This is a genomic window from Aquidulcibacter sp. (assembly GCF_044346625.1).
In the GTDB taxonomy this organism is placed as follows: Bacteria; Pseudomonadota; Alphaproteobacteria; order Caulobacterales; family Aquidulcibacteraceae; genus Aquidulcibacter.
Genome location: NZ_JBIIYV010000043.1, coordinates 1 through 25,931, shown reverse-complemented (window position 1 = coordinate 25,931; position 25,931 = coordinate 1). Strand labels below are relative to the sequence as shown.

Below are 25,931 nucleotides of genomic sequence, written 5' to 3'. Positions count from 1 at the left end.
GAGCCACCATCGTCAGAGCCCAAACCCACCTCTTCAATCAAAATCGCAATCAACCCAAATCCATGCCCCCAGACCATCACGCACAAACCTCCCGCGGAGCGGGTTCGTTCTTCGGCCAAAACAAGTCGCTAGCGAGCGGGCTACTATGCGATGACCTCTATGCCCTCACGCCAGCCAAAACGCCATTTGCCAATGCCTCGTGGCGCAAGCTCGGGCCTACTCATTTGGCAAACTGCGGTCGATCGCCGATCCAATCCGCAAATTGATTGCAGGCAATAGACACTTTTGTGAACTGGACGGGCTCTTAGCGCACTCCAACGACGCTCAACTGCAAAAAATTCACCCAAAATACAGCCAACAAAAGTGGTAGCTGGGTGGTAGCTGGCCCAATTTTGGGGCCAAAATGGCTTGCGTGGCTTGGCCAGCTACCAAGCCGTTTTTCGTCTAAAATTTTGAAGTTATTGAGAAAAAATGGAGCGGGCGATGAGATTCGAACTCACGACATCCACCTTGGCAAGGTGGCGCTCTACCCCTGAGCTACGCCCGCGTCCTTGGGTACCGAAGGCACAAGTCCTCCGTAAGGACGGCGCATATGCCTTAGAGATGACTTAAGTGCAAGGGGGGTGTGCCGTGCTTGATGCAGCTAGGTGCGATGGGTTACAGCAAGAGCATGACTGCTATTGCCTCTGAACCTGCCACTCGCGCCGATCTTTTCGCTCTTTTCGAGCAGTTGGACATCGTCCACCATACGTTGGATCATCGCCCGGTTTTCACGGTTGAAGAAGGGGCGGACATTAAGGCTGCGCTTCCCGGTGGGCACACCAAGAATCTGTTTCTTAAGGATAAGGAGGGGGCGTTCTTTCTCGTCTCCGCTTTGGGTCAAACACAAGTGCGCCTCAATCAGCTTCACAAGACGCTGGACTGCGCGCGCCTAAGCTTTGGTAGCGAGGCGCACCTGTTAGAGTATTTGGGCGTCACGCCCGGCTCTGTGACGCTTTTCGCGCTGATTAATGACCCGGGGCAGAAGGTCACGTTGGTCCTCGATGAGGCTCTGTTGGCGGCAGAGCCAATCAACTTCCACCCGTTGAAAAATGATGCGACCACCGCAGTCTCTCAAGCGGATCTGGGGGTGTTTATCCGCCATTGGGGTGGGCGGGTTTATCAGTGTGATTTTTCGGGCGAGGCACCCCAAGCTAAACCTTGGAGATAATGCCCACGAAACACAGGCCAGCGCTTGCAACCTGATGGGGCTAAGCCCATTTCTAACCAAGAAACGACTTCATCGAGAACGCAGTGTGAGAGGAGCGTGCGCACCGCACGGATACATCCATGGCCCTTATTGGCTTAGGCACGTCAAAACCCAAATCCGGCCCATCTGCCGACCCGACTGGCCTGATCAAGGACGGTAGTGATCAAGCCTTTAAGGCTGATGTCATCGATGTTTCTATGGAAACACCGGTGCTGGTCGACTTTTGGGCACCTTGGTGTGGTCCGTGCCGGACGCTGACTCCAATTTTGGAGAAAGTGGTGCGTGCCGCCAATGGCAAAGTACGCCTTGTGAAAATCAACATTGATGAGCATCCAGCCATTGCTGGCCAATTGCGGGTGCAATCTATCCCGGCCGTGTTTGCCTTCGACAAAGGCCGTCCAGTAGACGGCTTTATGGGAGCCCAGCCCGAAAGCCAGATTAAGGCGTTGGTTGATCGCTTGGTCGGAGACCAGCCTGCCGGTGTGGATGAGCTTTTGGCCGCGGCAAAAGAGAGCCTTGATCTAGGTGATCTGGGCGGGGCGGGGCAGTCCTATGCGCAAGCTGCCAGCCTCGACCCGGAGAATGCAAAAGCGCTTGCCGGTCTTGCGCGCGTCTATGTGATGGGTGGAGAATTAGAAAAGGCACAAGAGATTTTAGCTTCTATTCCCAAAGCCAAGGCGAAGGACAGTGATGTCGTCAGCGTGCAGGCCCAGATTGATTTGATCTTGGACGTAGCAGAAGCTGGCGATCCGGCGGTCTTGAGCGAGACACTAGCCGAAGCGCCTGAAGACCTTTCCGCCCGATTTGAGCTGGCTAAAGCCCATATTGCGATGGGAGATTTTGAGGCCGCGGTGGAACATTTATTGTTCATCATCAAGCAGGACCGCGCGTGGCAAGACGATGCAGCCCGCAAGCAATTGCTCAAAGTCTTTGACGCGGCTGGGCCCATGGCAGAAGTCACGCGGCAAGGGCGGCGGAAATTATCAGCGATTTTGTTTTCCTGATCCAAAAGCAGCGCTTAAACGAGGGCAAATTCATGGTGGCAGGTTATGCCTACCGCAAACCAACAGACCTTCCAGCAACCATTCCGGTGTTCCCACTGACGGGGGCCTTGTTGTTCCCGCGCGGTCAAATGCCGCTGAATATTTTTGAGCCGCGCTATCTCAATATGATTGATGATGCTTTGGCTGGAAATCGGTTGATTGGCATGATCCAGCCGGATGGGACGGGTGATCCTGAAAAGCCTGGTCTGTCGCGGGTTGGGTGTGTGGGTAAACTGACGTCGTTTTCAGAAACCGACGATGGCCGCTATTTGATCACTTTGACGGGGATTTGCCGATTTGCCGTCGCCCGCGAGTACCAAGCGTCCAAACCCTATCGCCAAGTCACCGCCGATTGGCAAAGCTTTGCCGACGATTTGAGGACGCCGGGCTCAATGGTAGGCTTTGACCGAAAAGACTTGTTAGAAGCCCTGCGCGCCTATCTTGAGCGAAACAACCTAAAAGCAGATTGGGGTTCGATCGATCAAGCCCAAGCCGAGCCACTGGTGAACGCGCTTTCGGCGCTCTGCCCTTTTGTGCCGATTGAGAAGCAGGCCCTTTTGGAGGCACCGACCATTGAGGATCGACGCGATGTCCTGATTGCCTTACTAGACATGGATCAAGGTGACCGCGATGACGATGCCGATGATGAGGAGAGGCCCCTGCAATGACCGATGCCCCCAAGAACACTGCCAGTGAAGGGCGCGAGATTGATCCACGGCTTTTGGAAATCCTTGTTTGCCCGGTGAGCCGTTCGCGTTTGACCTATGATCGCGACAAGGGCGAATTGGTGTCGAAGGCTGCTCGCTTGGCTTATCCAATACGTGATGGGGTGCCCATTATGTTGGCGGGTGAAGCGCGTGAGCTGAACGATGCCTAGCGAGGCTGTTGCTGCCCCGGATCGCCCTTGGCCGGTCGAACTGACCTTTCAGGCTGAGGCCCAGAGCCTCAAGGCCCGCTTTGACGATGGGGTAAGTTTTATCATCCCGTATGAGCTATTGCGTGTAGAAAGCCCATCAGCGGAGGTGCAAGGTCACTCGGCTGCTGGCAAGAAATGGATAACTGGGAAGCAAAATATAGCTATTGTGCGGGCAGAGCCCGTCGGCCGCTATGCTCTGCGTCTTGTCTTCGACGATGACCATGATAGCGGCATTTACACATGGGATTGGCTCTATCGGCTTGGCCGCGATCAAGACCGCCTAATGGAAGCGTATCGCCGGGCGATTACGGTTTAAGCCACCACCGACAGGATTTGTGCAGCTTCTTCGGCGTCACGGCCAATTTGAGCCATCAGCTCTGGCAAGCCCGAAAACTTGATTTCTGGCCGTAGGAAAGCGTGCAGGCCAACTTCTAACCGGCTGCCATAAAGGTCACCTTCAAAGTCAAAAATATTGACCTCAAATAAGGGCTGCCTAAGGCCCGTTGTCGGCGTGCGGCCAAAATTGGCAACACCGCTATACCAAGCCTCATCGCCCACGCGGTTGACGCGCACGGCATAGACACCATAACGTGGCGCTAGCTGGTCTTCCAAGTGAAAGTTTGCAGTCGGGAAACCAATCGTGCGGCCGCGCTTCTCGCCATGCTGGACAATACCTTCCACGCGCCACGGACGCCCCAACAACGCCGTGACCATGGCTAAATGGCCCGCTCTTAGGGCTTCGCGTACCCGGGTGGAAGAATAGCGCACGCCGCTGTGGTCCAGCACAGGCTCAACAATGCTGACGCCAAAACCCAACTTGTCCCCCATGGCTTGCAACATTGCGCCGTCACCGCGCCTGTCACAGCCGAATCGGAAGTCATGGCCAACGGTGACATGTCGTGGTTTGAACTTGGCAACCAGAATGTCCGTGATGAAATCCTCTGCCGCCATACTGGCCATGGTGGCATCGAACGGGATTTCAAACATATAGGCTGCGCCAACATCAGCCGCTCGCTCCGCCCGCAGACGTGGTGTGTTCAGGCGGAATGACGGCGTATCTGGTCCAGCAAAAAAGCATTTGGGCGGTGGTTCGAAAGCCGCCACCGCCAGTGGGCTGTCTGGGCACGCCTCTTGAGCCGCGCGCAGAACCGCTACGTGGCCCAAATGAAGTCCATCAAAGGCCCCAAGCGCAATGCTTGCGCCTTGTGCTTCTGCTGCAATGAGAGACCGCGTATCGAAACTCAGCATTAGCCCTCGCGCTTGGCGACCATCACAATAGCTTCACCACTGAGCACTGCTTTGCCAGCGATCAGGCAGGTTGTCGACAGGGTGACAAAGCCTTTCGCAGGGTCGAGCCCGGTGATCTCAACGCGGCTGGTGACTGTCGCACCGATTTTTACCGGCCGCTTAAACTGCAAGCTTTGGCTTACATAGACCGAGCCTGGACCAGGCAAGCGCATGCCAATCAGGGCTGAGACGTGGCTAGCTGTTAGCATGCCATGCGCGATCCGCTCTTCAAATCGAGTGGTTGCGGCGAACTCAGAGTCGAAGTGAACGGGATTCATGTCACCCGAGGCGGCCCCGAACATGAGGATGTCCGCTTCGGTAACTGTGCGAGCAGATTCGGCGGTCTGACCGATGCTCAATTCTTCAAAATAATAGCCTGCTGCAGGATTTGGCATGGGATGTCCTTTTCTGGAACGTGATTCACGCTTCTTTAGCGCTCAACTGGTAAGTGGTTGTCAACCGTGGGGTGAGCGTGGCTGAAGCCACCAAAGGAGAAGTCGTATGGCAGTGGATATGAACGCGCCAGTATTGGTCGTCGATGATTATCAGACAATGGTTCGCATCATTCGCAATCTTTTGAAGCAGCTTGGCTTTGAGAATGTTGATGAGGCAGCTGACGGGCGCGAAGCTCTCGCGAAAATGAAGCAGACCAAATATGGCCTCGTGATCTCGGACTGGAACATGGAGCCCATGACCGGTTATGAGTTGCTGCGCGAAGTGCGCGCCGATGAAATCTTAAAGCCGACGCCTTTTATCATGGTGACCGCTGAATCTAAGACGGAAAACGTGATCGCCGCCAAAAAGGCCGGTGTGAACAATTATATCGTCAAGCCGTTCAACGCCCAAACCCTGAAAGCCAAGATTGCTTCAGTTCTGGGCGATTTTTAAGCATTATTGGTCTAAGGGGGGCTGACGATGCCGGCACCAGAAGTTGCTACCAAGGTTCGTGATGCAATCACGGCGCTAAAAGGCGCAGACCTTAAAGACCCTCGCTTGGGTGAGGTTCTAAACTTGGCTTCGCAAATGAGCGAAGCCATGCAAATGTTCTTTAGCTCAATCGACCGCACTTTGTTTGATGAGATGCGTTACATCTCGTCCTACATCCAGCGCACGCGCCTTGAAATCTCCAACTTACGGCCGAATGATCTAAGCGAAGATCGAATTCCTGGCGCTGGGGCAGAACTTCATGCGGTTGTTCAGCACACGGCGGAAGCCACCAATCTGATCATGGCGGTTGCAGAAGATGTGATGGCTGCAGACACAAGTGACGCTGCCGCTTATCAGGCGTTTGTGTCCGATAAGATGATGGAAATCTTTGAAGCCTGCACGTTCCAAGACATTACGGGTCAGCGCATCAAGAAAGTCGTCGATACCCTGACCCATATTGAGCAGCGCCTTGAGCGGTTTGCCAGTGTGATGGGCGTCGAAGATGCCGAACTTGAAGAGACCTTAGAAGATAAACGCAAGCGCGAGAACCTGTTGAACGGGCCAGCGCTGAACGGTCCAGAAGTTGCCCAAGACGATATCGATGCCTTGTTTGGCACCGAAGGGGCTTCCATGGATCAAAGCGACTTGGACGCCTTGTTCGACTAATTCTACCTTTGTCCTGCGGTTACCAAGCCTGCGTTCACAAAAGTCTGGAACGCATGGCTTGGCTTAGCATATCGATCAGAGTGACTGCGACGACGATGATGATCCCGATGGCTGCGGTCTGCTCATACTGAAAGCTGTTCATGCTTTCCATCAGCTTCATCCCGATTCCGCCAGCGCCAATCAGACCCAAAACCGTGGCTGAGCGCGAGTTGGATTCAAATCGATAGAGCGCATAAGATGTCCACAATGGCGCTACTTGTGGCAAGACACCCCACATAATCTCATGCAGCTTGGCAGCGCCCGTCGCCCGCACGCCTTCGACCGGGCGGCTATCGATCGATTCTACGGCTTCTGAAAACAATTTGGCCAATACCCCGGCGGTATGCAGCGCAATGGCCAGCACCCCCGCCAGCGGCCCGAGGCCTACAGCCACAATGAAGATCAGGCCCAAGACCAGTTCATTCACCGACCGCAAAAAGTCCATCAAACGCCGCATCGGCCAGACGAGCCAGGCTGGTGCCACGTTGGATGCGCACATAAAGCCGAAGGGAATGGCTAGAATGACTGCTAAACACGTACCCCAGATAGCGACCTGAACGGTCAGCCACATCTCCCGCACATAGATACGCCATTCCGAAAAGTCGGGATTGATCAGCCGTGTCGTGAAGGTCTGCATATTCTCAGAGTTGGTGAATAGCCGCGTAACCTTGGATATTTCGGCAGGGCCGAAGCTGATAACCAGTAACAGAATAATCCCGCCCCACACCAAGAGGTCATAGAGTTTGTCTGCTGCAGTCCGCGTGGGTGGGGCGGGCACATGGCCCAGCGAAACAGTGCTGCTTGCTTTCATTGGGGGCGCACTCATTTCTTGACCGCCTTTCCTTCAACCGCATAGCCTTCGGTTGGCGTTGTCGGGAGCAAGGGCAGGGCGCGGCCTTTGGCAGCTTCTGCTTCAGCTTGGATGGCGTCAAAAGCCTCTTTTGCCTTGGCGACCTTACCGACATCGCCCGATTGTTGGGCTTGCATTAAATCTTCAGTTGCTTGCATCTGCCGGACCGGCAGCAAGTGATCATTATTGGCGGGCTGAAACAGGCCAAAGCTGAGCGAGGCCAGAATCGCACGCTCGCGGTCCTGCTGTGCCTTATCACCCTGCCGACCATAGTTGAGAAAGAAGTCTTTGATTTTCTTCTTCTTCACGGGGTCGAGGTCTTTGCGCCACATGATGGGATCTTCTGGCAAAGTCGGCGAGGTCCAAATGACTTTTAGTTTCCCAATGAGCCGCGGATCCTGCACGCCTAAAATCTGTAGCGAGGTGGAGTTATTGGTTGCTGCATCCAGAAGACCTGCCGCAACTGACTGCACATTGGCTTCGTGATTGGCCGAGCGAACGGTCTTGAAGCAATTGGAAGGATTGATGTTACGCGGCGCAAACAAATAAGTCATTGGCGCCAACGTGCCCGAGGTCGAACTGGCATCCCCCATGCCAAAGTCCTTGCTCCGGTCGCAGGTCAAGAGCTCTTCAAGGGTCAATGTCGACTTTTGGTTCACAATCACCACAGAATTATAGCCGTCCACACCGGATGGGTCAGAGGAGCGGAGGAATACTTCGGCCTTGCCGGTGCTGGCGACTTCCCAGCCTGGCTTGTTCGAGAACCAGCCTACTTGGGTCTGACCAAATTGCATGGCGGTGACCAAAGGTGCATAGCCTGTTTGGAAATAAGGCTTAATTTTCAGACCGGTTTGCTTTTCCATATCGGCCAGAAACGGCTTCCAGCGGGCACCTAGATTTTGGCTGTTCTCTGTGGCTAGAATGGAGAAATTGATGTCGGCTTCAACCTTGGGCGTGGCCTGTTGCCACAAGGCGTAAGAGCCGCCAATGACCATGGCCAACGCCAAGCTCCACTGCACCACTTTTTCTAAGATATTCTGATGGCTTGGCTTGGTAATTTCTGGAACCGGCTCTTCCTTTGGTGCCGCGTCGCCGGTCTCCTCGTCGAACTCGGCACCATAAATCTCAATCAGGCGATCTCGGGTGAGGCCGTCCTTCGGGCCGTCATACACAATTTGACCCTCTTTCAACGCGACAATCCGGTCGCAGAACTTCGTCGCATAATCAATCTGGTGGAGGGTGACGATCACCGTCACGCCGTCGCGTTGATTGAGGTCGCGCAACAACTCCATCACTTTGCGGGCAGAGACGGGGTCGAGAGAGGCGACTGGCTCATCTAGGAAGATAGCCTCCGCGCCTTGCACCAATGCGCGCGCGATTGCGCCGCGTTGTTGCTGGCCGCCTGACAACGTATTGGCGCGTTGGGCTGCATAATCAGCGACGCCTACACGGGCCAAGGCCTGCATCGCGCGCTCTTGATCAGCTTTGGGCCATTGGCCCAAAAAGCCCTTTGCGAACGGAAGACGGCCCAAAGAGCCCAGCATGACGTTTTGGAACAGGCTGAGGCGACCCACCAAATTGAACTGCTGAAACACAAAGCCGACCCGGGCGCGCGCTTGGCGGACGGAGTCAGACAATTTGCCATTCTTTTGCACCGAAACGCCCAACAAATTGACTTCGCCAGTTCCCTCGTCGGTCGTAATCAAGCCGGTTGCATTGCGAAGAAGCGTGGACTTGCCAGAACCTGAAGGCCCAATCAGCGCCACCATTTCACCAGGCTGGACCGTTATGGATACGTTATTTAGTGCCTTACGGGCACCATAGGTTCGAAACAGGCCTTTGGCCTCTAGAACTGGAGCTGTCATACTTCCCCACAAGCGATCATGCTCAGCCTGTTTAGCGGGTTTGCCGCCAGAGTCACGAGGCCACTGTATGACGGTTCTGTGACGCTCGAGCTTCCGCTTAGGTGATGCCCGGCTGACGCAGCACTTTTTCCGTGCTATGGCAGCGCCCATGACACTCACACTTGACCTTTCGCACCGCCCAAGCGCGGCGGCCGACCTTGTTGCGCCGCCCACTTCATCGCGGACTTCGCTTGTCGGCCTCACTCTGGCAGAAATGCGTGAGGCCGTGATTGCATTAGGCGTGGAGCCCAAGAAGGCTAAGATGCGCGCCCAACAAATCTGGCGTTGGCTCTATTTTTTCGGTGCACGCGACTTCGACGTCATGACAGATATTGGCAAAGACCTGCGCGCTCTGCTGGAAGCCAATCACAGCCTAGATCGACCCGAAGTTATCGAGCGACTGGTTTCTGCTGATGGCACGCGCAAGTGGCTGATCCGCTCGGCCCCGGGGGTGGAGTTTGAGACTGTTTTCATCCCCGATGTGGCGCGCTCTGGTGCATTGTGTGTATCGAGCCAAGTCGGTTGCACGCTGACCTGCACCTTCTGTCATACGGGTACGCAAAAGCTGGTGCGTAATTTGACGGCGGCTGAAATCGTTGCCCAAGTCATGATTGCGCGCGACGATTTGGATGAATGGCCGTCGACAACGGATGGCCGGGCTTTGACCAATATTGTATTCATGGGCATGGGTGAGCCGCTCTACAATCTGGATGAAGTCGCCAAGGCGATTGACCTGATCAGCGATGGTGAAGGGATTTCGATTGGTCGCCGCCGCATCACCGTGTCGACGTCGGGCGTCGTGCCAAAGCTAGAAGAGCTTGGCAACAAGACTGGCGCAATGTTGGCTATCAGCCTTCATGCGACGAATGACCCGCTGCGGGATGAATTGGTGCCACTCAATAAGAAATATCCGCTAGCAGAATTGATGGACGGCATCCGTGCCTATCCGGGCTTGAACAATGCCAAGCGTGTAACCTTTGAATATGTGATGCTGAAGGGCGTGAATGATAGCCCAGCCGAGGCTCGCGCCTTGGTGAAGCTGCTTTCAGGCATGCCTGCCAAGGTCAATCTGATCCCGTTCAATCCTTGGCCCGGCACCGCTTATGAATGTTCCGATTGGAAGACGATCCATGCCTTCGCCGATATCGTCAATCGCGCAGGCTACTCGGCACCGATCCGCACGCCTCGCGGACGCGATATCTTAGCAGCCTGCGGGCAATTGCGTAGCGAAAGCGTCAAGATGCGCGCCAGCGTCGCCTTGAACGAACGATTGGCAGCGGCGAGCGAGGCCTCTTAAGCCTGACCGCGCCCGATCGCCGTCAGCCCGCCGTCAATGATCACTGCTTCGCCGACCATATAATCGCCCGCGCGGGAGGCGAGATAGATCGCTGTACCGGCCATATCTTCGGTCGTGCCAACCCGTTTAGCAGGGATGGCTGCAGCCACCATCTCGCCATGGTCGCGTGCAATTGTGTTCAAGTCCGAAGCAAAGGCCCCAGGTGCCAGAGCCGAGACAACAATGTTGTGCTTGATGAGATCAGCGGCCAAACGCTTCGTTAGATGCGCGAACGCTGCCTTGCTGGCTTGATAGGCAAAGGTATCGACCGAGTTGACCGTGATCCCATCAATCGAAGTGATGTTGATGACCTTGGCTGGTTGGCCGGACTTAGCCGCCGCCTTCAAATGACCCAGCAAAGCTTGCACAAGGAAGAACGGGCTTTTGACATTGAGGTCCATCACCTTGTCCCAACCCTTTTCCGGGTAGGATTCAATCGGTGCCATCCAGATTGTGCCGGCATTATTGACCAGAATGTCTAGGTGATCCTCCAACTGCATGATGGTGTCGGCCAAAGCCTTCACACCTTCCAAGGTCGAGATATCGCCTGGAATAGCGGTACAGCTACGCCCACCCTTGGACATTTCTTCTGCGGCGGCCATGCATTGGTCTGCCTTACGGGCCGTGATGTAAACCTTGGCCCCTTGAGCCAAAAAGCCCTCAGCAATCATCCGGCCAATGCCCTTGGAGCCGCCCGTGACCAAGGCGACACGGCCTTCTAGTGAAAACAACTTCTCAAACATGGCCGTGCTCCCGGGGTTACTTTCTAATTGTATAGTGTTGGATTCTCGTGACATTAAGGCTTTCGCGCGACGCCTTCACGGCGTGGGTCTGCTCCACCAACCAAACCTTCTTGGGTCAAGCGAACTGCATGCAAACCAGAGCCTTCAGCACCACCGCCATCGCGGAATGTTTGGCCCAGAGCCTCTAAGCTCTTGATCAATTCAGGGCTCGCCCGTGTCCGGTCAAGCGAGACAGGGCTTGAGCGTGCCACGATATTGGGCAGTGCTACCGCATCTTGTGGCGACAGATTCCAGTCCAGCATGCCCACCATAGCTTTGGCAACATAAGCGATTATAGCGTTACCACCGGGCGAGCCGACTGCCAGTTCAAAATGGCCGTCTTTGTCAAACACAATCGTTGGTGCCATGCTGGAGCGCGGCTTTTTGCCGCCCGCGGCCGCATTGGCGATCGGCTCACCTTTCGCGTCGACATTTCGGAAAGAGAAGTCAGTCAATTGGTTATTCAAGAAGAAGCCACGCACCATGCGCTGTGACCCAAACAGGCTTTCAACGGTTGTTGTCATGGATACGACATTGCCGCGTTGATCGACGATGACGAAATGGGTGGTGCCAAACACATTGCCCGTTGCATCGCGACCGCGCTTCACCGAACCCGGCGGCTCGCCCGGCTCAACCGTTTTCATGGTCGATGTATCAGAGATCAGCGCCGCGCGGCTCTTCAAATAAGTCGGATCAAGGAGGCCTGCGATGGGAACCGCCACATAGCGGTCGTCGGCCACATAGGTGTCGCGGTCGACATAGGCCAGACGCTGGGCTTCGATGAAACGATGCCAGCCGAGTGCATCATTGGGGCCTGTGGAGCCCATGTCGAAGTTTTCTAAAATGCCTAAGGTGGCCATGACCCCGATTCCGCCGGAGGACGGCGGCCCCATGCCGCACATTTTACGTTCGCGATACGCGCGGCAAATGGGTTGGAGCTTGTTGGGTTTATAAGCTTTCAGGTCTTCCAGCGATAAGGTCCCGGGCATGGGGGCTTGACCCGAGCGGGCGACGATATCAGCGGCGATTGGGCCTTCGTAGTAAGCCTTTGGGCCTTGCTCAGCAATCTGCGTCAAGGTGTCTGCATAAGCGGCGTTCTTTAAAAGCGTGCCAGCGGGCAGAGCCGTTCCCGATGTATCCATCAAATAGGACACTACATCCGCGCCGGGCTCGGTAATGCGCTTGAGCTGGGTCGCGACTGTGTTCAGCCGTGGTGAAATCTTAAACCCGTCGCTAGCCAATTTGATTGCCGGTTGGAAGCTACGGTTCCACGGCAATTTGCCGTGCTCGCTCCACGCCAGATGTAGCATGGCAACGGCACCGGGCACCCCTTGCGAGCGGCCAGACTTTACCGCGGTCCAGAATGGCAAAGGGTTGCCTGCCTCATCAAGGAACAGGCGGTCGGTCGCAGCCGCAGGGGCAACTTCACGACCATCATAGGCCACCACATCGCCTGTCTCGGCGTCATAGTGCAGCATGAAGGAACCACCGCCAATGCCGCTCGACTGGGGTTCAACCAGACCCAGTGCAGTTTGAACGGCAATTGCTGCATCCACAGCAGAACCACCGGCACGCAGAATTTCAAGACCAGCTTCCACGGCCAGTGGGTTGGCCGCGGCAATCATGCCGCCATGCTTCCAATCGCCGGCAGGCTTTGCCTCTGGCGCATCCGCAGCGGGCTTAAGGGCGACTGGGGGCGTTGCCGCAGGGCCTGCGGCACAGGCCGCAAGGCAAAGCGCCAAACCGGAAACTAGAATTTGGCGCATTTGAAACCCTCCACCTTAAAAATCTGATTTCAGCTTAGTCCTTTGCGCGCTCAACGTAAGAGCCATCTTCAGTCAGGACGACAATTCGTGTGCCGGTCGCAATATAAGGAGGCACCATAGTGCGGACGCCGTTTGAAAGCATGGCAGGCTTGTACGAGGAAGAGGCGGTTTGGCCCTTCATGCTTGGCTCCGTGTCCACGATTTCCAACGTCACGCGGGTTGGCAGCACGGCTGCCAATGGGGTTTCGTTGTAGATGGTCAAATAGACTTCCATGTTTTCTTGCAGATAAGCCGCATCATCACCCAGCACAGCATGGGGAACCAGAACCTGTTCAAAATTGTCCGGGTTCATGAAGACATGGGCGGTGCCATCGTCATAGAGGTAGTTGAACTTGCTTTCTTCCACGAAGGCCTTTTCCACTTGGTCGGTGGTCTTAAAGCGCTCGGTCATTTTGATGCCATCGGTGATGCGACGCATTTCAACCTGGGTCACCGGCGTGCCCTTGCCGGGATGGATGTTCTGGGTTGTCAAAATGACATAGAGCTTGCTGTCTGTATGTTCGACAACATTGCCTTTGCGAAGGCTGGAGGCGATGACCTTGACCATAATCTGTCTTTCAGTGCTGATCCTTGAGCCGACTTCGGTTCAAAGCGTGGAAATCTTGTGATGTGGGCGCCTTCTAACCTTTCTCGCGCAATCCGCCAAATGGGTGACGCATGACACGGTCAGACGTACCGCAGAGCCCGTGGTGGGAGCGTGGCCGCCATGCTGATCGGCGGCCATTTCTTCTGGCGCGCAATCGCATCAAAAAGGCCTTGCGCGCCTGGTTTGAGGCGGAGGGGTTTTGCGAGATTGAGGCGGGGCAATTGCAAGTCTCCCCCGGCAACGAGACCCATTTGCATGGTCTTGCAACGACCAAGCTTGCCCCCGATGGGTCGCCGACGCCTATGTATCTGCACACCAGCCCAGAGTTTGCCTGCAAGAAACTTTTGGCGGCAGGAGAGGAAAAAATCTTCGATTTCGCCCGCGTGTTTCGCAATCGCGAGGCAGGGCCCTTGCACGCGACTGAGTTCACCATGCTGGAATGGTACCGGACAGAGGCAGACTGGCAGGTGGTGATTGAGGATTGCCTTGCGCTTTTGCGCGTGGCGGCGGCGGCAGTCCCGACCGATCATTTCGCGTGGCGCGGGCATCAGGTGCCCGTTAACGCAGAGCCCCTACGGTTAAGCTTAGCAGAAGCGTTTGACCGCTATGCCGGCATGGATCTTTTGGCCAGCATCAGCGCGGATGGGCAAAATGACCTAGACATCTTGCGTACACAGGCGCGGGATGCAGGGGTTACAACGGATCGATCAGACAGATGGTCGGACGTGTTTTCAAAAGTGCTGGTTGAAAAGATTGAACCCAAACTTGGGTTTGACGCGCCCTGTGTCCTCCACTCCTATCCGATTAGTGAGGCGGCCTTGGCCCGCAAAGACCCGTCTGACCCCCGCGTGGCCGAACGGTTTGAACTTTACGTCTGTGGGGTAGAACTCGCCAATGGTTTTGGCGAATTGACCGACGCAGAAGAACAGCGCGCCCGTTTCGAGGCCGATATGGACCTGAAGCAGGCCCTTTATGGAGAGCGCTATCCATTAGATGAAGAACTCTTGGCAGCGCTTACGAAAATGCCCAAGGCCAGCGGTGTGGCCTTGGGCTTTGATCGTTTAGCGGTTTTGGCGAGTGGTGCCCGCCGCATTGATGACGTCTTGTGGACGGGCGTGATTTAAGGGGCCTTCGCCTCTTTGGTAGCAGGGGTAGGTAGAACTTTGATCAAGCGGGCTTTGGACGGATCAAGATAGCGCTTAGCCAAAGCTTTCACGTCTTCCAAAGTCGTTGAAGCATATTGGTCCTTGCCTTCCCGAATGCGCACAACGCGCTGCCGATCAAAACTGGACTGGCTCAGCGCACCTAACCACCACGGATTGTTGGCTGTCGTTTCATCAAAGTCGGCAATTAAGGGGCGGCGTGCCCGCTGGAACAAGTCATCATCGATCTTACCGGCGGCAAGGTCAGCCGCAATTGCTTCCATCGCCGCGATAACTTTATCGCTATCTTCGGGTTTGACTTCTGCGATCGCACCTATCCGGCCATAGCCCGGGAAGACACGTGATGGTGCCCAGTCGATGCCAGGTGAATAAGTGTCGCCCAATTCTTCGCGGATCACCTCGGTCAACCGGTTTTGCAGGATGGCAGTCAGGATGCGGATGCCGCGCGCTTCACGGCCATCGCCATAATCGCGCATTGGCCAATAGACCATGGCGAGCGACTGATCCGGCCGACCCTTGTGGTTCAAGATCGTCGTTCCCCGACCTGCGGGGAATTGGACCTTGCGTGCCTCGGCCAAAGCGGGCGGAGTGGCGGCGCGGGCAGGTAATGCGCCGAATGTGGCCGCCACGGCATCACGGGCGGCTTCCACCGTGGTGTCGCCCACGATCAAGATTTCAATCGCGGAATTCTTTCGCGCTGCTTCAACGACCGATTTGGCCTTGTCCAAGGTCAATTGGTCAAATTGTTCTGCCGTCGGGAAGGCAAAGCGCGGGTTGTTGGCAAACAAGACGTAATCGCCTTGTGTGCCCCAGACGCTGCCAGGCGTGGTGTCAATCTGGCGGTAAATCGCGTCCTTCGACGCTTTCAGGCGGGCCATGCCATCGGGCCGCCAAGCTGGATCGGTCAAGTAGGCGGCAAAGACCTGTAACTGTAGGCCCAGATCCGCTGCCGTCGTGGAGCTGCCAAAGCTGAAGGCATCCTCGCCAATGAAGAAGCCTTGCCCAACGCTGCGCCCTGCCAACGCACGTTCCATGGCATCTGCATCCAGCTTGCCAAGCCCGCCCGCGATATAGGCTGCGTCAATCGCATAGAGGAGGCCGGGCTGATCAGACGGCAGCGCCAATTGGCCTTCGCCAAAACTGACCTGAACGCGCACGCGGCCTTCTTCAAACTTAGTTGGCTTGACGGTCAGGCGCACCTGATTGGCAAAGCGCATCTGGGTTACCCCCAAATCCGCCAAGAGCACCGACTCTATGGCAGTGCCTTTTGGGCCGAAGTTCACATAATCCCATTGTGCTTTGGCCTCAGCCTTCGGCGCCGTGACGGGCTTGGCGCGCACGCCCTGATAGGCAGCTTGAACGGCTGTTTCGCCGCCTTCGATCGCTTCGCCCGTGGAGACGAACAGCTCTGGCACATCCTCGCCCCACGCCTTCTTAAGCTCTGCCAAGGCTGCTTGTGTGGTTAGGGTGCTGGCCACTCTCTCAAACCACGCCAGATCATCTGCAGGTGTCGTCAGCACTGCGTCGCCGCCGAAGCTTGAAAGAATATCATCGACTAATTCTGCCGAGCGGGCTGCCCCAGCTTGCGCTGCCGCACGGCTATAGCCTTCGCGTGTGTCGGCGACGGCGACGGCAAACTCATCATCGGTAAAGCCAAAACGAAGGGCACGACGCAATTCACCGTCCGCAATTTCGAGCGCTTCGCGCCATTTGGCTGGGCCGGTTGCCGTCGTCTCGATTGAGGCGATGCGTGCGGCCCTAAACCAAGAGCCAGTGCTGATCGAGGCGCTGGTAATGGGGGAACCTTCGCGCCGCGCAAGCCGCTCAAGCCGCGTATTCATGACGCGGTGCGCCAGTGCCAGCAACAGATCCTCGCGCCGGTTGGCGCTGGTATCGGGCTCGGCCTCGTAGGGCTTTACATTGAACAGGCTGACCGAGGTTGCGAGTTGGGGCTCTTGGAAGACTTTGACGGAGCCCGGCTCACGCTTCGGGGTGCCAAGATCGGGGTCTTTACCGGCATCTTTGGGCTGTTCCCAATTGGCGAATTGCGCCTTGATCAGGGCTTCAGCAGCCTTGGGATCTATGTCGCCCACCACAACTAAAAGCGCGCGCTGAGGGGTGTAGAAGCGCTTATACAAGTCAACAAAGCGGTCCCGTGGGGCCTCGCGAATTACTTTCATGTCGCCAATTGGAAAACGACTTGGTATGCGGGTTCCATCAAGGGCTTGTGCGGCAAAGGCGCGGAACTGACGGAAGCCAGGATTTTCACGCGAACGCTCTTCTGACTGGATAATCCCGCGTTCGCGATCAATGGCCTCTGTGTTGAGGGTCAAACGTCCTGCTGTCTCGCGCATCATAGACAGGCCCAATTCCAGCTTCTCGGCCTTCGGCATGTCTAACTGATAGACGGTCTCATCCCAGCTGGTATAGGCGTTGGTGTCAGGGCCAAAGGCCAGGCCTTCGCGCGCTAGTACTTTATCAAACTCGCTCTCAGGGACATTTTCAGAGCCGTTGAAGGCCATATGCTCGAGAAAATGGGCGAGCCCGGATTGATTGTCTTCTTCATTGAGAGCGCCAACCGCGATCCGCAAACGAATGGCAACTTCCCCCTTCGGGGTCGGCCATTTTTTGATGGCATAGCGCATGCCATTGGGGAGCGTGCCATAGGTCACGGCAGGGTCGGCCTTAAAGTCCTGATAGCGGTCCTGCGGGAAACCGGGCAGTGGGGCGATCTGAGCCAGTGCCGGTTGTGCCGTTAAGGCGATGAGAGAAACCAATACTGCCTTTGTCAATCGACGCATCAAAATGCTCCACTCAAAAACGCCAAACGCCTTCGCGCGGCGGGTTAAAAACTGACTGATACTCACAGGCTCGTCAGTGTTGCGGTCAAGTAACATTTCAGTAAGGTTGAGCAGCCCGTCACGCGCTGTAGGGGACTTGCGATTCAAAAGCCTGCGCCAATGTATTTCGACCGGCAATGAAGACCTCATCCTCATGCGCCTTGATGTGGGCAAGGATCCGGTCCAAAGCGCCAATCCGGCCTGGGCGGCCGACAATCCGCAAATGCAAGCCGATATTGAGAACCCGAGCTTGCCCGCGTCGTGCTTCGGCCAACAGGGCGTCAAAGCTTTGGATGGCATATTCTGCCCAATCCCATGGCTGCATGGCCGGAGCGACCCACATTTTCATGTCATTGGTGTCGATTGCATAAGGCGTGATCAGCATTGGCTTAATCCCTTGAGCAGTCTCGACGCTGTCCCAGAAGGGCATATCGCCGGAATAATCGTCCATATGATAGGTGAAGCCTTCTTCGGCCAAAATCCGCCGCGTCTGGTCAGTTAGCAGATATCTCGACAGCCATCCCTGCGTCTTCTGACCCGTCGTTTTCAAAAGTGAATCACGCGCTTTGGTAATGAAGGCTCGTTCCTTCTCTTCATCCATCCAGAACTGATGGCTCCAGCGATAACCGTGTGCAGCCACTTCCCAGTTGCGGGCGACAATATCGGCGGCGATTTCCGGTGCACGCTCAAGCGCTAGGGCCGCTGCCGTGATGGTGGGTGCGAAACGATAGGTGTCAAACAGATCGCGGATACGCGGCCAGCCAGCTTTAACGCCATATTGATAATTGCTCTCATTGCCATAGACACGCATGGGACGATTGGGCACGGCACCCAATTCATCCACAGGCTCAGGACCCTTGTCGCCATCGCGAATATTTTGCTCTGCGCCTTCTTCCACATTGATCACAAGGGATATGGCCAATTTGGTGCCATTAGGCCAACTGAAGTGGGAAGGAATGACGGTCATGAGCAGAGCCTTTAGTCCGCGAGAACAAGACCTGAGACGTGCCGCCCAGTTCCTGCCTTGTCAAGGTCGTGCCGCCGCCTCATGATGTTGCAGTCAGACGGGCACTTTTCAGTGCGAGGTAGGTTCCCACCGTTTTAGAAAATCTTATTGGAAAAGTGTTTTGACCCAGTCGCGTCCTGAAACGTTCGACAGTTTAACCGGGCTTAGATTCCTACTGTCGATTTGGATCGCGGTCTTCCATCTCGGCGATATGTACGACCATGCGGGTTTTGGTTCTTGGCCGATTATGAAGGCGGGCGTCGCGCGGGTTGATATCTTCTTTGTACTTTCGGGCTTTGTCTTGACTCATATTTACTGGGCGAGGAGCAAGGCAAAGTTTCATTTCCCAACCTTCTTGCGAGCCCGCATCGCCCGGCTTTATCCTTTGCACCTTTTGGCTTTGGCTATTCTGTTCGGTTTGGTGCTTGCTGCCCATCTGGTTGGGAAAGGCGATGAAGCGCGCAACTTTACAGGCCTTGGTCTTATTGCCAACATCCTTCTGGTCCAAGCATGGGGTGTGCCGGGTGCCGGCGTTTGGAATTTCCCCGGCTGGACTATCAGTGCGGAATTTTTCGGTTACCTGCTGTTCCCTGCCTTTCTAGCCTGCGCGTCCGCTTTCAGAAGTCGCCCTATAATGTTGCTCACGCTAGCCGTAGCATTGGTCTTACTCATCGATCTGGGGTTCCGCGCCCTTCTCGGTCGCACCATGACCCAGTCGACCGCTGATCTGGGCATCTTGCGTGGGGCATCCGTGATGTTCGTTGGTGTCGCGGCCCGTGTCCTGTATGAGACTTGGAATTTGAATGCGCGAGACGCCTTTCGCACGGTCCTTCTCGGGGCGCTGATTGCTGTCGCTAGCGCCTTCTTTGCGCTCACTACCGGACTGGTGGCGCTGGGTGGGGCCCTCTTGGTCCTAGGACTTGCCGCTCGTGATGTCACAAAACCAGAATCTGGCGTCGGAACGGGATTGGATGCGCCGCTGATGGTGAAACTTGGCGGCTGGTCATATGCCATTTTCATCCTGCATGTGCCTGTTTTTATGGCCTTCCAAAATCTGGCAGGCGTTTTGGGCATGCCCATTCCGATCAATCCAGTGACGATTTTGGTGATGACCGGCATCTTAATGCTGGTTGCAGCGTGCGCTCACTATTTGATTGAGGAACCAGCCCGCTTGTGGATCCGAGGCGCTAATCGGCGGGCTGAATGAGATCCCAGCCATTGCCATAACAATCTTCGAAGACCACGACTTTGCCATATGCTTCGCTGCGCGGCTCCTCTCGGAACACCACGCCAAGCATGGCCATTCTTGCATAGGTATCGTCAAACGCATCTGTCTGCAGGAAGAAGCCGACGCGACCACCCATTTGCCGCCCGATCAAAGCGGTTTGCTCAGGTCCAGATGCTTTCGCCAAAATGATGCGTGTTTGCGTTTCAGCGTTCGGTGCCACAACCACCCAACGTTTCCCGCCACCCATTGGTGTATCGACGATCAATTCAAAGCCCAGCTTCGAGCAATACCAAGCGATGGCCTCATCATAGTCGGCAACTAGGATCGAAATCGCGGATAAGAACACTTTGGAACCCCTCATTTAGTGGGGCTCTTCTCCGCCCGATACGTTCATGCTTTCGCCGGTAATATAGACAGCGTCGGCGCTACAAAGGAAGGCGACCGCCGCAGCCGTATCTTCAGGCAGGCCAGGTCGCCCTAAGGGAATGCGGGCTGCCATCGCTTTCAGATAGTCCTCCACTGAGGCCGCACCCACAACCTTGGAGAAATACTCATTCTGCCAAGCGCCTAGGCCGGTGGTGACATGGTTCGGGCAAACATTATTGACTGTGATCTGATAGGCCCCAAGCTCAACTGCGGCAGAGCGTGCAAGCCCAACCAGACCGTGCTTCGACGATGTATAGGCTTGGGCATGGGGAAAGCCTGACTTCGCCGCTTGGCTTGCAATATTAATGATCCGCCCGCCCTTGCCAGCCTCAATCATGCGCTTGGCAGCAGCTTGAACTCCAAAGAAGCACCCTTTCAAATTTACGTCGATCACGGCATCCCAATCGCCCTCGGTGACCTCCAACAATGGCTTCATGATATAGCCGATGCCGGCATTATTGACCCAGATGTCGAGGCTGCCAAAAGTGTCGACTGCATGCTCGGCCAGCGCATCGACTTCAGAGGGGATACGCACGTCGCAGGCCTTTGTGGTGACGCCGACGCCTAGAGCAGCAATTTCTTGCGCGATAGCTGCCATCTCATCTTCTTGGCCGACATGTTCAGCGGAGGTGGCCGCATCACGGGCTCGACCAATGTCTGACAGAACGATGTTCGCCCCTTCCGCTGCTAACCTGCGCACAATCGCTTCGCCCAAGCCCTTGCGTCGTCCAGAACCCGTGACAACCGCTGTTTTGCCTAAGAAACGCTTGTCTGCCATAGTGATCTCCGAAAAAATGTTGTGCGACAGGTTGCCACGCTCTTTTCATCTGGCAATAGGTATATCATTTAGAAGTGAAATGGCCACAGGGTGTGGTCTAGGAGATGTGAGCATGTCCAATCTCGTAAGCGATAAGCCCAAAGCAGAGCCTTCCCGCGCCTATGATGGGCCGCCTGATTACCGGGTTGTGGGCCAACATGGGATGTATCCGCAGTTGAGCCACGACGAGATTTCACGCTTCAACTTCTTGGCTCATATGAACCGTCATCTGTCGACCCAGATTATGCCGGGCGTGAAAGAAGCGTTTGATGCTCGTGTTGAGCCAAAATTCGTCGCGGCCAATGGGCGCGGTTTCAAGGATCGCCATGAAGTTCGCAAGGCGCTCTTGAAGGACTCCCTGTTCCAATGGTGGAGTGCGCTGCGTCGCGCCACAATGGAAACCCGTCAACAAGCTGGTCGTTGGGTTACGCTTCGCCAAGCAGACCAACTCAACGCGAAGGCCAAGGCCCTGACAGAACATGATCAGCGTCTGAAGCTCAATCCCGACTTGCCCTTGCCACGCTATGTCGAGGCGATTGATCATCATTGCATGCCCGGCAGCTACCACACGGAATTAACCGATGGCGATGTAACTGGTCCCTGCAATTATGACATTGGCATCTTTGCCACCACCGGGGGTATGCTGGGGCGCTATAATGATGGTGGTGGGCAGGCTATTGCCGCTTGGGTGAAAGAGACGCTTCCGGACTTAAAGCCCAAGCGCATACTCGATATTGGTGCAGGGCTTGGCCACAATGTGTTGCCAATTGCCCAAGCGTTCCCTGACGCCGAAGTGGTGGCGATAGACGTTGGCGCACCCATGCTGCGCTACGGTTTGGCCCGGGCCAAAACCATGGGCGTAGACAATATCAGTTTTGTGCAAGGCGATGTCAGCGACCTATCCGATCTCGCCGATGAGAGCTTTGACATGATCCACTCATGTATGTTCCTACACGAGACTTCGTATGCGTCCATGCCGAAAATCTTTGCCGAAACGCACCGCCTGTTGAAGCCCGGCGGGATCGTTTTCCATGTGGAGCAACCGCAATACACCCCTGAAATGCCCTTTTTTGAGCAGGCCATGCGCGATTGGGATGCCTTCTACAATAATGAGCCGTTCTGGACCAAAATGCACGAAGTCGATCTCGACAGCTGGATGGTGTCGGCAGGTTTCGCGCGCGATAAGCTGATGCATAGTGGTGTCGCGGCAGTGGTTGACCCGGACGTGTTCCCCCAGGCCGCTAAAGATACCAAGCAAGAGGATTATGGCCGCAAGGCCGCTTGGCACGTGGTGGGGGCAGTAAAATGAGCAAAATTGATCCGCTCGCCCTTGCAGGAGCCAAATCGAAAGGTAAGCGGCCTTATTTCTTGGAGACCGATGTTGAGCGCTTGACCAACATCGTTCTGGTGCTGGCCCAGGAATTGGCAGTGGTGCGCGAGCGTACGGATACGTTGGAGCGCTTGCTGGAGCAATCCGGCGTGCTGACGCGGCAGGAAATCGAAACCTTCACACCCAGTAAGCAACAAGCCGAGGAGCGCGGGGCCTGGACGCAAGAATATCTGGCGCGCGTCTTCCGTGTCCTGCAGCAAGAGCGTGAAGCGCTGCACACCCAAGAAGCCTCTAGCGAAGAAGTCGCCGACGAACTCGCCAAGGTTTAGCACCGTTTCAAGCTTTTAACGACGATATTTGCACGCAACCTCTTGCGGCCTATTCTGGGATGATTATCTATAGGGCTGTGGAGATGGCGGTTTATCGGGGCGGTGACCGTCGCACGCAAATTGATGTTGATTGATTTGTTTTTGGGCCAAAATGTGCTGTTTTACAGCGCCCTCCTCCTGACAGTCGCCTTGTGCGCGGTTGAGGTTGTCCTTCTCCTCATTGGGCTCTCGTCCGTGGACTCAACGGGGCTAGATTCCCTCGACGGCCAAGGTGATGCTACCGGATTTGCTGGCGGCATTTTGGGCTATCTCAATATTGGCCGCTTGCCCTTTACCCTGTTCTTCGCGACCGCTTGTGCTGTCTTTGGCTTAACGGGCCTTGCGATCCAACAGGCGTCATTCGCTATGAGTGGTCAGATATTATCGGCGGGTGTTGCAGCGCCAATGGCCCTTGTGGGCGCAGTGCCGGGAACACGCTGGATTGGGGGTCTCTTGGGCCGCTTGATGCCCAAGACCGAAACCACTGCACTGTCCAAACAGGATCTGGTTGGACTGACAGCTTCAATCATTTTGGGCGAAGCCAAGCGCGGCTCGCCTGCTCAAGCGCGGGTCCGCGACCAATTTGGTCAAAACCATTATGTCATGATTGAACCTGCTGGGGCCGAGGAAACCCTGAGCGAGGGGCAAGACGTGCTGCTCACGCAGCGGGCCGACCATCATTACTACGCCACGAGCGCGACGCCCCTGCTTACCCGATAAGCATTGGGTCACTCAAAATCTTAAACCTGTTTCCAAGCAAGCCATAGGAAGGAAAGCGAGATGTTTAATTCTGCACTTTATGAAATTTTGGGCCTCGTGGTCGTTGGACTGGCTTTATTTATTCTGTTCGCCGTGCTGGTCGCCCGCCTTTACAAGCGCGCATCCAAGGAAACCAGCTTTGTGCGGACAGGGCTGGGCGGTGAAAGTGTTGTCGTCAATGGAGGCGCGCTCGTTTTGCCGGTTCTCCACGAGACCATTCCCGTGAATATGGCGACCTTGCGCCTGGAAGTAACACGCAACAGCGAGCAGGCTTTGATTACTAAGGACCGGATGCGCGTTGATGTTCTGGCTGAATTTTATGTTCGGGTGGCCCCAAACCGGGAGGCAATCTCCGCTGCGGCCCAAACCCTAGGCCGTCGCACCATGGCCCCACAGGAGTTGAAGGAGCTGATCGAAGGCAAGTTCGTCGATGCGCTGCGCTCGGTTGCAGCTGAGCTTACCATGAACGAGTTGCACGAGCAGCGCACCCAGTTCGTCCAAAAGGTGCAACAAGCTGTGACCGAAGACTTGACCAAGAACGGCTTGGAGCTTGAGACTGTCTCGCTAACAGGTTTGGACCAAACCCCACGGGAATTCTTCAACCCAGACAATGCGTTCGACGCTGAAGGCCTAACGAAGCTGACCGAAGAAATCGAAATGCGCCGGAAAATGCGCAACGATATCGAGACCAACACGAGGGTCGAAATTGAGCGGCAGAATTTGGAAACCCAAAAGCGCTCTTTGGAAATCAAGCTGGAAGAAGAAGCCGCTACGCTAAGTCAGCAGCGTGAAATCCAGACCATGCGTGCTCAGCAAGCCGCCGAAGTTGCCCTTGTGACTGCCGAGAAGTCGCGGGAGTCAGAATCGGCCAAAATTGCAGCTGAACGCGATATCGAGCAAGAACGTATCGCGAAAGAGCAAGCTAACCGTCAGCGGCAGATTGAATCTCTGCGGGCAACTGAAACTGCCGAGCTGGAGAAAAAGCGGTCGCTAGAATTGGCAGAACAAGATCGCCAGATTGCGATTGCCAATAAGTCGAAGGAAGAAAGCGTCGCCAAGGCCGATGCCAACAAGGCCCGCGCGATTGCCATCCGGGCGGAAGAGCAAGTCAAAACCGTACAAGAAACCGAAGTGGCGGAACGTAACCGCGCCATTGAATTGATCGAAGCAGCTCGCTTAGCTGAACGTGATGCCATTGGGGTAAAGGTCGGAGCCGAAGCAGAGAAGATCGCTGCGACAGACCGTGCGGAGGCCGCCAAGCTGATTGCGATGGGTGAGGCTGAGGCGATTTCTATCCGGGCAGAGGCTGACGCCAAGCGCTTTGCGGTGCAGGCCGAAGGCGAACGCGCCATCAACGAAGCCGCCAATGTCATGAGTGCTGAACAAGTTGCGATGCGGATTCGCGAGTCCCTCATTGCCAAGTTGGATCAGATCATAGCCGCGTCGGTCGAGCCTTTGAAAAACATCGACTCGATCAGAGTGGTCGATGTGTCTGGCCTGACTGGGCCGACAGGTTCGTCGGGAGAACAAGCGCAGGGGAATGGCAATCTGGCTGACCAAGTGGTGCAAAGTGCCATGCGCTACCGTGCTCAAGCGCCTTTGATCGACTCCATTTTGAAAGAGGTGGGCCTTGGAAGCGGTGGTCCTGCCCAATTAGGCTTGGCGGGTCTGCTTCAAGAAGGCGAGGCGGGTCAGGCAAAGGAGGAGAAAGACTCTTAAGTCATCTAGTCATCGGCGCGCGGCAGGCCTGCATAATGCACCTGCCGCGCCTTAGTCGTTGAGGGCATTGAGAGCGATGCGATTGCCTTCACTGTCCTCAATCTCCGCGACATAGCCAGCCTCACCAATCGACTTCTTGGGATAAAGGATTTTTGCCCCACGGGCTTTTGCCTTCTCTAGGATGGGGTCGATATCTGGGACATCGAAATAGATAATCGCGCCGGTTTTGGACGGCACATAGACATCACCCTTTGCCAACGCTCCACTGGCTCCGGGTTTGCCATCGGCGCGCGGAAAGAAGGCCATTTCATAGCCATCGACTTGTTGGCGGGTCAGCTCATAACCCAACACGTCCTGATAAAAGCGGATCGCGCGCTCCATGTCTGTAACGGGAATTTCAAAGTGATAGACGGGGTTTTGCATGGCTGTCTTATCCTTTGCGGGACTTGGGCTTGTCGCAGGGGCGCAAGCGGCGATGTAGAAGAGCATCGCAAGGACCTGTGCCTTTAGCCTGATTGCGTGACCTGATTGCTTCATGCTCCTGCACTAGCAGGGCCCAGTCAATGCTCAAGACGGTCTGTGCTAAAGCTTGGCTGTTTAAGGATCACAAGGTGGTGAAGCCGATGGGTTTAGAAACCCAAACTGAAAAGAGCGGCCTTGATGGGCCGCTCTCTATCATGGTGTCAATAACTCTAGGAATGTACGACTAGTTCTTTGTGCCGCGTAGGGAGCGTGAGACGCTTTTGTCGCGTGTATCGTTCCAGTTGTTTGGGTTGGTGCGTGCGGCGGCACCGGCTGCGGTGGCGTCGGAGCGTGGGACGAAGGCACCGGTGTTGCCGATTGGGCCCATGGGGTCGCCGCCTG

26 protein-coding genes, 1 tRNA gene and 2 pseudogenes are annotated in these 25,931 nt (G+C 55.7%); 15 read left to right on the top strand and 14 right to left on the bottom strand.

The features are described from left to right. A partial coding sequence (locus ACIQ20_RS11355; RefSeq protein WP_395780373.1) for a hypothetical protein occupies positions 1-266 on the top strand: 266 nt, incomplete at its 5' end. A 206-nt stretch (positions 267-472) separates the two neighbouring features. Here the strand turns inward: ACIQ20_RS11355 and ACIQ20_RS11350 are convergent. After that, positions 473-547: transfer RNA gene (locus tag ACIQ20_RS11350), tRNA-Gly, on the bottom strand. A 123-nt stretch (positions 548-670) separates the two neighbouring features. On the opposite strand from ACIQ20_RS11350, the gene ACIQ20_RS11345 reads away from it, so the two are divergent. The 5 genes from ACIQ20_RS11345 to ACIQ20_RS11325 all read left to right on the top strand — a co-directional run bounded on the left by ACIQ20_RS11345 (position 671) and on the right by ACIQ20_RS11325 (position 3,524). Next, positions 671-1,210, top strand: a complete 540-nt coding sequence (locus ACIQ20_RS11345; protein WP_395780371.1) for a prolyl-tRNA synthetase associated domain-containing protein — start codon at positions 671-673, stop codon at positions 1,208-1,210. A 119-nt stretch (positions 1,211-1,329) separates the two neighbouring features. After that, the gene (trxA, locus tag ACIQ20_RS11340) at positions 1,330-2,253 is read left to right on the top strand and encodes a thioredoxin (RefSeq protein WP_395780369.1); all 924 of its coding nucleotides are present in this window, start codon (positions 1,330-1,332) and stop codon (positions 2,251-2,253) included. 32 nt (positions 2,254-2,285) lie between these two features. Next, entirely contained in the window at positions 2,286-2,960 is a 675-nt protein-coding gene (locus ACIQ20_RS11335) for an LON peptidase substrate-binding domain-containing protein (protein ID WP_395780367.1), read from the top strand. Continuing rightward, a complete protein-coding gene (locus ACIQ20_RS11330; RefSeq protein WP_395780365.1) occupies positions 2,957-3,169 on the top strand; it encodes a Trm112 family protein in 213 nt (70 codons plus the stop codon). Before ACIQ20_RS11335 ends, ACIQ20_RS11330 begins: the two co-directional genes overlap by 4 nt. After that, positions 3,162-3,524, top strand: a complete 363-nt coding sequence (locus tag ACIQ20_RS11325) for a gamma-butyrobetaine hydroxylase-like domain-containing protein (RefSeq protein WP_395780363.1) — start codon at positions 3,162-3,164, stop codon at positions 3,522-3,524. The genes ACIQ20_RS11330 and ACIQ20_RS11325 overlap by 8 nt, the downstream gene beginning before the upstream one ends. On the opposite strand, the gene ribF is transcribed toward ACIQ20_RS11325, so the two are convergent. Continuing rightward, positions 3,521-4,456 carry a riboflavin biosynthesis protein RibF gene (gene ribF / locus ACIQ20_RS11320; protein ID WP_395780361.1) on the bottom strand — a complete coding sequence of 312 codons (936 nt, stop codon included), beginning with the start codon at positions 4,454-4,456 and terminating at the stop codon, positions 3,521-3,523. The genes ACIQ20_RS11325 and ribF overlap by 4 nt on opposite strands. Then, positions 4,456-4,890 (bottom strand): MaoC family dehydratase, encoded by a 435-nt coding sequence (locus ACIQ20_RS11315; protein ID WP_395780359.1) that lies wholly within the window; start codon positions 4,888-4,890, stop codon positions 4,456-4,458. The genes ribF and ACIQ20_RS11315 overlap by 1 nt, the downstream gene beginning before the upstream one ends. A 112-nt stretch (positions 4,891-5,002) precedes the next feature. Here ACIQ20_RS11315 and ACIQ20_RS11310 point away from each other — a divergent pair, with 112 nt between their 5' ends. Next, positions 5,003-5,383: a response regulator gene (locus tag ACIQ20_RS11310; protein WP_395780375.1), complete on the top strand. Its 381-nt coding sequence runs from the start codon at positions 5,003-5,005 to the stop codon at positions 5,381-5,383. Positions 5,384-5,410: 27 nt separating this feature from the next. After that, entirely contained in the window at positions 5,411-6,088 is a 678-nt protein-coding gene (locus ACIQ20_RS11305) for a protein phosphatase CheZ (protein WP_395780357.1), read from the top strand. Between the two features lie 34 nt (positions 6,089-6,122). On the opposite strand, the gene phnE is transcribed toward ACIQ20_RS11305, so the two are convergent. From phnE to phnC, 3 genes and pseudogenes are all read right to left on the bottom strand, one after another. After that, a complete protein-coding gene (gene phnE, locus ACIQ20_RS11300; protein ID WP_395780355.1) occupies positions 6,123-6,953 on the bottom strand; it encodes a phosphonate ABC transporter, permease protein PhnE in 831 nt (276 codons plus the stop codon). Then, positions 6,950-7,972, bottom strand: a pseudogene (gene phnD, locus ACIQ20_RS11295) (phosphate/phosphite/phosphonate ABC transporter substrate-binding protein); the annotation flags it as partial. The gene phnE and the pseudogene phnD, both read right to left, overlap by 4 nt. Before the next feature lie 81 nt (positions 7,973-8,053). Then, positions 8,054-8,842, bottom strand: a pseudogene (gene phnC / locus ACIQ20_RS11290) (phosphonate ABC transporter ATP-binding protein); the annotation flags it as partial. Positions 8,843-8,990: 148 nt separating this feature from the next. Here phnC and rlmN point away from each other — a divergent pair. Further along, complete coding sequence (gene rlmN, locus ACIQ20_RS11285) at positions 8,991-10,178, top strand: 23S rRNA (adenine(2503)-C(2))-methyltransferase RlmN (protein ID WP_395780353.1); 1,188 nt, start codon at positions 8,991-8,993, stop codon at positions 10,176-10,178. Here rlmN and ACIQ20_RS11280 read toward each other — a convergent pair. From ACIQ20_RS11280 to efp, 3 genes are read right to left on the bottom strand one after another with little or no spacing between them, the layout of a single operon-like run. Then, on the bottom strand, positions 10,175-10,960 hold the full coding sequence (locus tag ACIQ20_RS11280; RefSeq protein ID WP_395780351.1) for an SDR family NAD(P)-dependent oxidoreductase: 786 nt from the start codon (positions 10,958-10,960) through the stop codon (positions 10,175-10,177). The two genes, rlmN and ACIQ20_RS11280, sit on opposite strands and share 4 nt — an antisense overlap. Positions 10,961-11,013: 53 nt before the next feature. Next, positions 11,014-12,765 carry a gamma-glutamyltransferase gene (gene ggt / locus ACIQ20_RS11275; RefSeq protein WP_395780349.1) on the bottom strand — a complete coding sequence of 584 codons (1,752 nt, stop codon included), beginning with the start codon at positions 12,763-12,765 and terminating at the stop codon, positions 11,014-11,016. 34 nt (positions 12,766-12,799) lie between these two features. Beyond that, positions 12,800-13,372, bottom strand: coding sequence for an elongation factor P (gene efp, locus ACIQ20_RS11270; protein ID WP_395780347.1), 573 nt, complete (start codon positions 13,370-13,372; stop codon positions 12,800-12,802). A gap of 110 nt (positions 13,373-13,482) precedes the next feature. On the opposite strand from efp, the gene epmA reads away from it, so the two are divergent. Then, complete coding sequence (gene epmA, locus ACIQ20_RS11265) at positions 13,483-14,535, top strand: EF-P lysine aminoacylase EpmA (protein WP_395780345.1); 1,053 nt, start codon at positions 13,483-13,485, stop codon at positions 14,533-14,535. Here the strand turns inward: epmA and ACIQ20_RS11260 are convergent. After that, entirely contained in the window at positions 14,532-17,375 is a 2,844-nt protein-coding gene (locus tag ACIQ20_RS11260) for a M16 family metallopeptidase (protein ID WP_395780343.1), read from the bottom strand. The genes epmA and ACIQ20_RS11260 overlap by 4 nt on opposite strands. A gap of 118 nt (positions 17,376-17,493) precedes the next feature. Then, positions 17,494-18,381, bottom strand: coding sequence for a polysaccharide deacetylase family protein (locus ACIQ20_RS11255; protein ID WP_395780341.1), 888 nt, complete (start codon positions 18,379-18,381; stop codon positions 17,494-17,496). A gap of 160 nt (positions 18,382-18,541) precedes the next feature. On the opposite strand from ACIQ20_RS11255, the gene ACIQ20_RS11250 reads away from it, so the two are divergent. Continuing rightward, positions 18,542-19,627, top strand: a complete 1,086-nt coding sequence (locus tag ACIQ20_RS11250) for an acyltransferase family protein (RefSeq protein WP_395780339.1) — start codon at positions 18,542-18,544, stop codon at positions 19,625-19,627. Here ACIQ20_RS11250 and ACIQ20_RS11245 read toward each other — a convergent pair. Together ACIQ20_RS11245 and ACIQ20_RS11240 are read right to left on the bottom strand one after the other, a co-directional pair. Further along, entirely contained in the window at positions 19,608-20,009 is a 402-nt protein-coding gene (locus tag ACIQ20_RS11245; protein ID WP_395780337.1) for a VOC family protein, read from the bottom strand. The genes ACIQ20_RS11250 and ACIQ20_RS11245 overlap by 20 nt on opposite strands. After that, the gene (locus ACIQ20_RS11240) at positions 20,010-20,852 is read right to left on the bottom strand and encodes an SDR family NAD(P)-dependent oxidoreductase (protein ID WP_395780335.1); all 843 of its coding nucleotides are present in this window, start codon (positions 20,850-20,852) and stop codon (positions 20,010-20,012) included. Between the two features lie 112 nt (positions 20,853-20,964). Between ACIQ20_RS11240 and ACIQ20_RS11235 the strand changes: the two genes are divergently transcribed. The 4 genes from ACIQ20_RS11235 to ACIQ20_RS11220 all read left to right on the top strand — a co-directional run bounded on the left by ACIQ20_RS11235 (position 20,965) and on the right by ACIQ20_RS11220 (position 25,067). Further along, the gene (locus ACIQ20_RS11235) at positions 20,965-22,200 is read left to right on the top strand and encodes a class I SAM-dependent methyltransferase (protein ID WP_395780333.1); all 1,236 of its coding nucleotides are present in this window, start codon (positions 20,965-20,967) and stop codon (positions 22,198-22,200) included. Further along, on the top strand, positions 22,197-22,550 hold the full coding sequence (locus ACIQ20_RS11230; protein ID WP_395780331.1) for a hypothetical protein: 354 nt from the start codon (positions 22,197-22,199) through the stop codon (positions 22,548-22,550). Before ACIQ20_RS11235 ends, ACIQ20_RS11230 begins: the two co-directional genes overlap by 4 nt. 102 nt (positions 22,551-22,652) lie before the next feature. Further along, positions 22,653-23,309 (top strand): OB-fold-containig protein, encoded by a 657-nt coding sequence (locus ACIQ20_RS11225; protein ID WP_395780329.1) that lies wholly within the window; start codon positions 22,653-22,655, stop codon positions 23,307-23,309. A gap of 60 nt (positions 23,310-23,369) precedes the next feature. Continuing rightward, on the top strand, positions 23,370-25,067 hold the full coding sequence (locus tag ACIQ20_RS11220) for a flotillin family protein (protein WP_395780327.1): 1,698 nt from the start codon (positions 23,370-23,372) through the stop codon (positions 25,065-25,067). Positions 25,068-25,118: 51 nt separating this feature from the next. Here ACIQ20_RS11220 and ACIQ20_RS11215 read toward each other — a convergent pair whose 3' ends face one another. Continuing rightward, positions 25,119-25,604: a VOC family protein gene (locus ACIQ20_RS11215; RefSeq protein ID WP_395780325.1), complete on the bottom strand. Its 486-nt coding sequence runs from the start codon at positions 25,602-25,604 to the stop codon at positions 25,119-25,121. Positions 25,605-25,931: the final 327 nt, after the last annotated feature.

Excerpts from the sequence above, each read along its gene's own strand:
- ACIQ20_RS11345 (WP_395780371.1), top strand. The coding sequence starts at position 671 with ATGACTGCTATTGCCTCTGAACCTGCCACTCGCGCCGATCTTTTCGCT.
- trxA (WP_395780369.1), top strand. The coding sequence starts at position 1,330 with ATGGCCCTTATTGGCTTAGGCACGTCAAAACCCAAATCCGGCCCATCT.
- ACIQ20_RS11335 (WP_395780367.1), top strand. The coding sequence starts at position 2,286 with ATGGTGGCAGGTTATGCCTACCGCAAACCAACAGACCTTCCAGCAACC.
- ACIQ20_RS11330 (WP_395780365.1), top strand. The coding sequence starts at position 2,957 with ATGACCGATGCCCCCAAGAACACTGCCAGTGAAGGGCGCGAGATTGAT.
- ACIQ20_RS11325 (WP_395780363.1), top strand. The coding sequence starts at position 3,162 with ATGCCTAGCGAGGCTGTTGCTGCCCCGGATCGCCCTTGGCCGGTCGAA.
- ribF (WP_395780361.1), bottom strand. The coding sequence starts at position 4,456 with ATGCTGAGTTTCGATACGCGGTCTCTCATTGCAGCAGAAGCACAAGGC.
- ACIQ20_RS11315 (WP_395780359.1), bottom strand. The coding sequence starts at position 4,890 with ATGCCAAATCCTGCAGCAGGCTATTATTTTGAAGAATTGAGCATCGGT.
- ACIQ20_RS11305 (WP_395780357.1), top strand. The coding sequence starts at position 5,411 with ATGCCGGCACCAGAAGTTGCTACCAAGGTTCGTGATGCAATCACGGCG.
- phnE (WP_395780355.1), bottom strand. The coding sequence starts at position 6,953 with ATGAGTGCGCCCCCAATGAAAGCAAGCAGCACTGTTTCGCTGGGCCAT.
- rlmN (WP_395780353.1), top strand. The coding sequence starts at position 8,991 with ATGACACTCACACTTGACCTTTCGCACCGCCCAAGCGCGGCGGCCGAC.
- ACIQ20_RS11280 (WP_395780351.1), bottom strand. The coding sequence starts at position 10,960 with ATGTTTGAGAAGTTGTTTTCACTAGAAGGCCGTGTCGCCTTGGTCACG.
- ggt (WP_395780349.1), bottom strand. The coding sequence starts at position 12,765 with ATGCGCCAAATTCTAGTTTCCGGTTTGGCGCTTTGCCTTGCGGCCTGT.
- efp (WP_395780347.1), bottom strand. The coding sequence starts at position 13,372 with ATGGTCAAGGTCATCGCCTCCAGCCTTCGCAAAGGCAATGTTGTCGAA.
- epmA (WP_395780345.1), top strand. The coding sequence starts at position 13,483 with ATGACACGGTCAGACGTACCGCAGAGCCCGTGGTGGGAGCGTGGCCGC.
- ACIQ20_RS11260 (WP_395780343.1), bottom strand. The coding sequence starts at position 17,375 with ATGCGTCGATTGACAAAGGCAGTATTGGTTTCTCTCATCGCCTTAACG.
- ACIQ20_RS11255 (WP_395780341.1), bottom strand. The coding sequence starts at position 18,381 with ATGACCGTCATTCCTTCCCACTTCAGTTGGCCTAATGGCACCAAATTG.
- ACIQ20_RS11245 (WP_395780337.1), bottom strand. The coding sequence starts at position 20,009 with ATGAGGGGTTCCAAAGTGTTCTTATCCGCGATTTCGATCCTAGTTGCC.
- ACIQ20_RS11240 (WP_395780335.1), bottom strand. The coding sequence starts at position 20,852 with ATGGCAGACAAGCGTTTCTTAGGCAAAACAGCGGTTGTCACGGGTTCT.
- ACIQ20_RS11235 (WP_395780333.1), top strand. The coding sequence starts at position 20,965 with ATGTCCAATCTCGTAAGCGATAAGCCCAAAGCAGAGCCTTCCCGCGCC.
- ACIQ20_RS11230 (WP_395780331.1), top strand. The coding sequence starts at position 22,197 with ATGAGCAAAATTGATCCGCTCGCCCTTGCAGGAGCCAAATCGAAAGGT.
- ACIQ20_RS11220 (WP_395780327.1), top strand. The coding sequence starts at position 23,370 with ATGTTTAATTCTGCACTTTATGAAATTTTGGGCCTCGTGGTCGTTGGA.
- ACIQ20_RS11215 (WP_395780325.1), bottom strand. The coding sequence starts at position 25,604 with ATGAAGCAATCAGGTCACGCAATCAGGCTAAAGGCACAGGTCCTTGCG.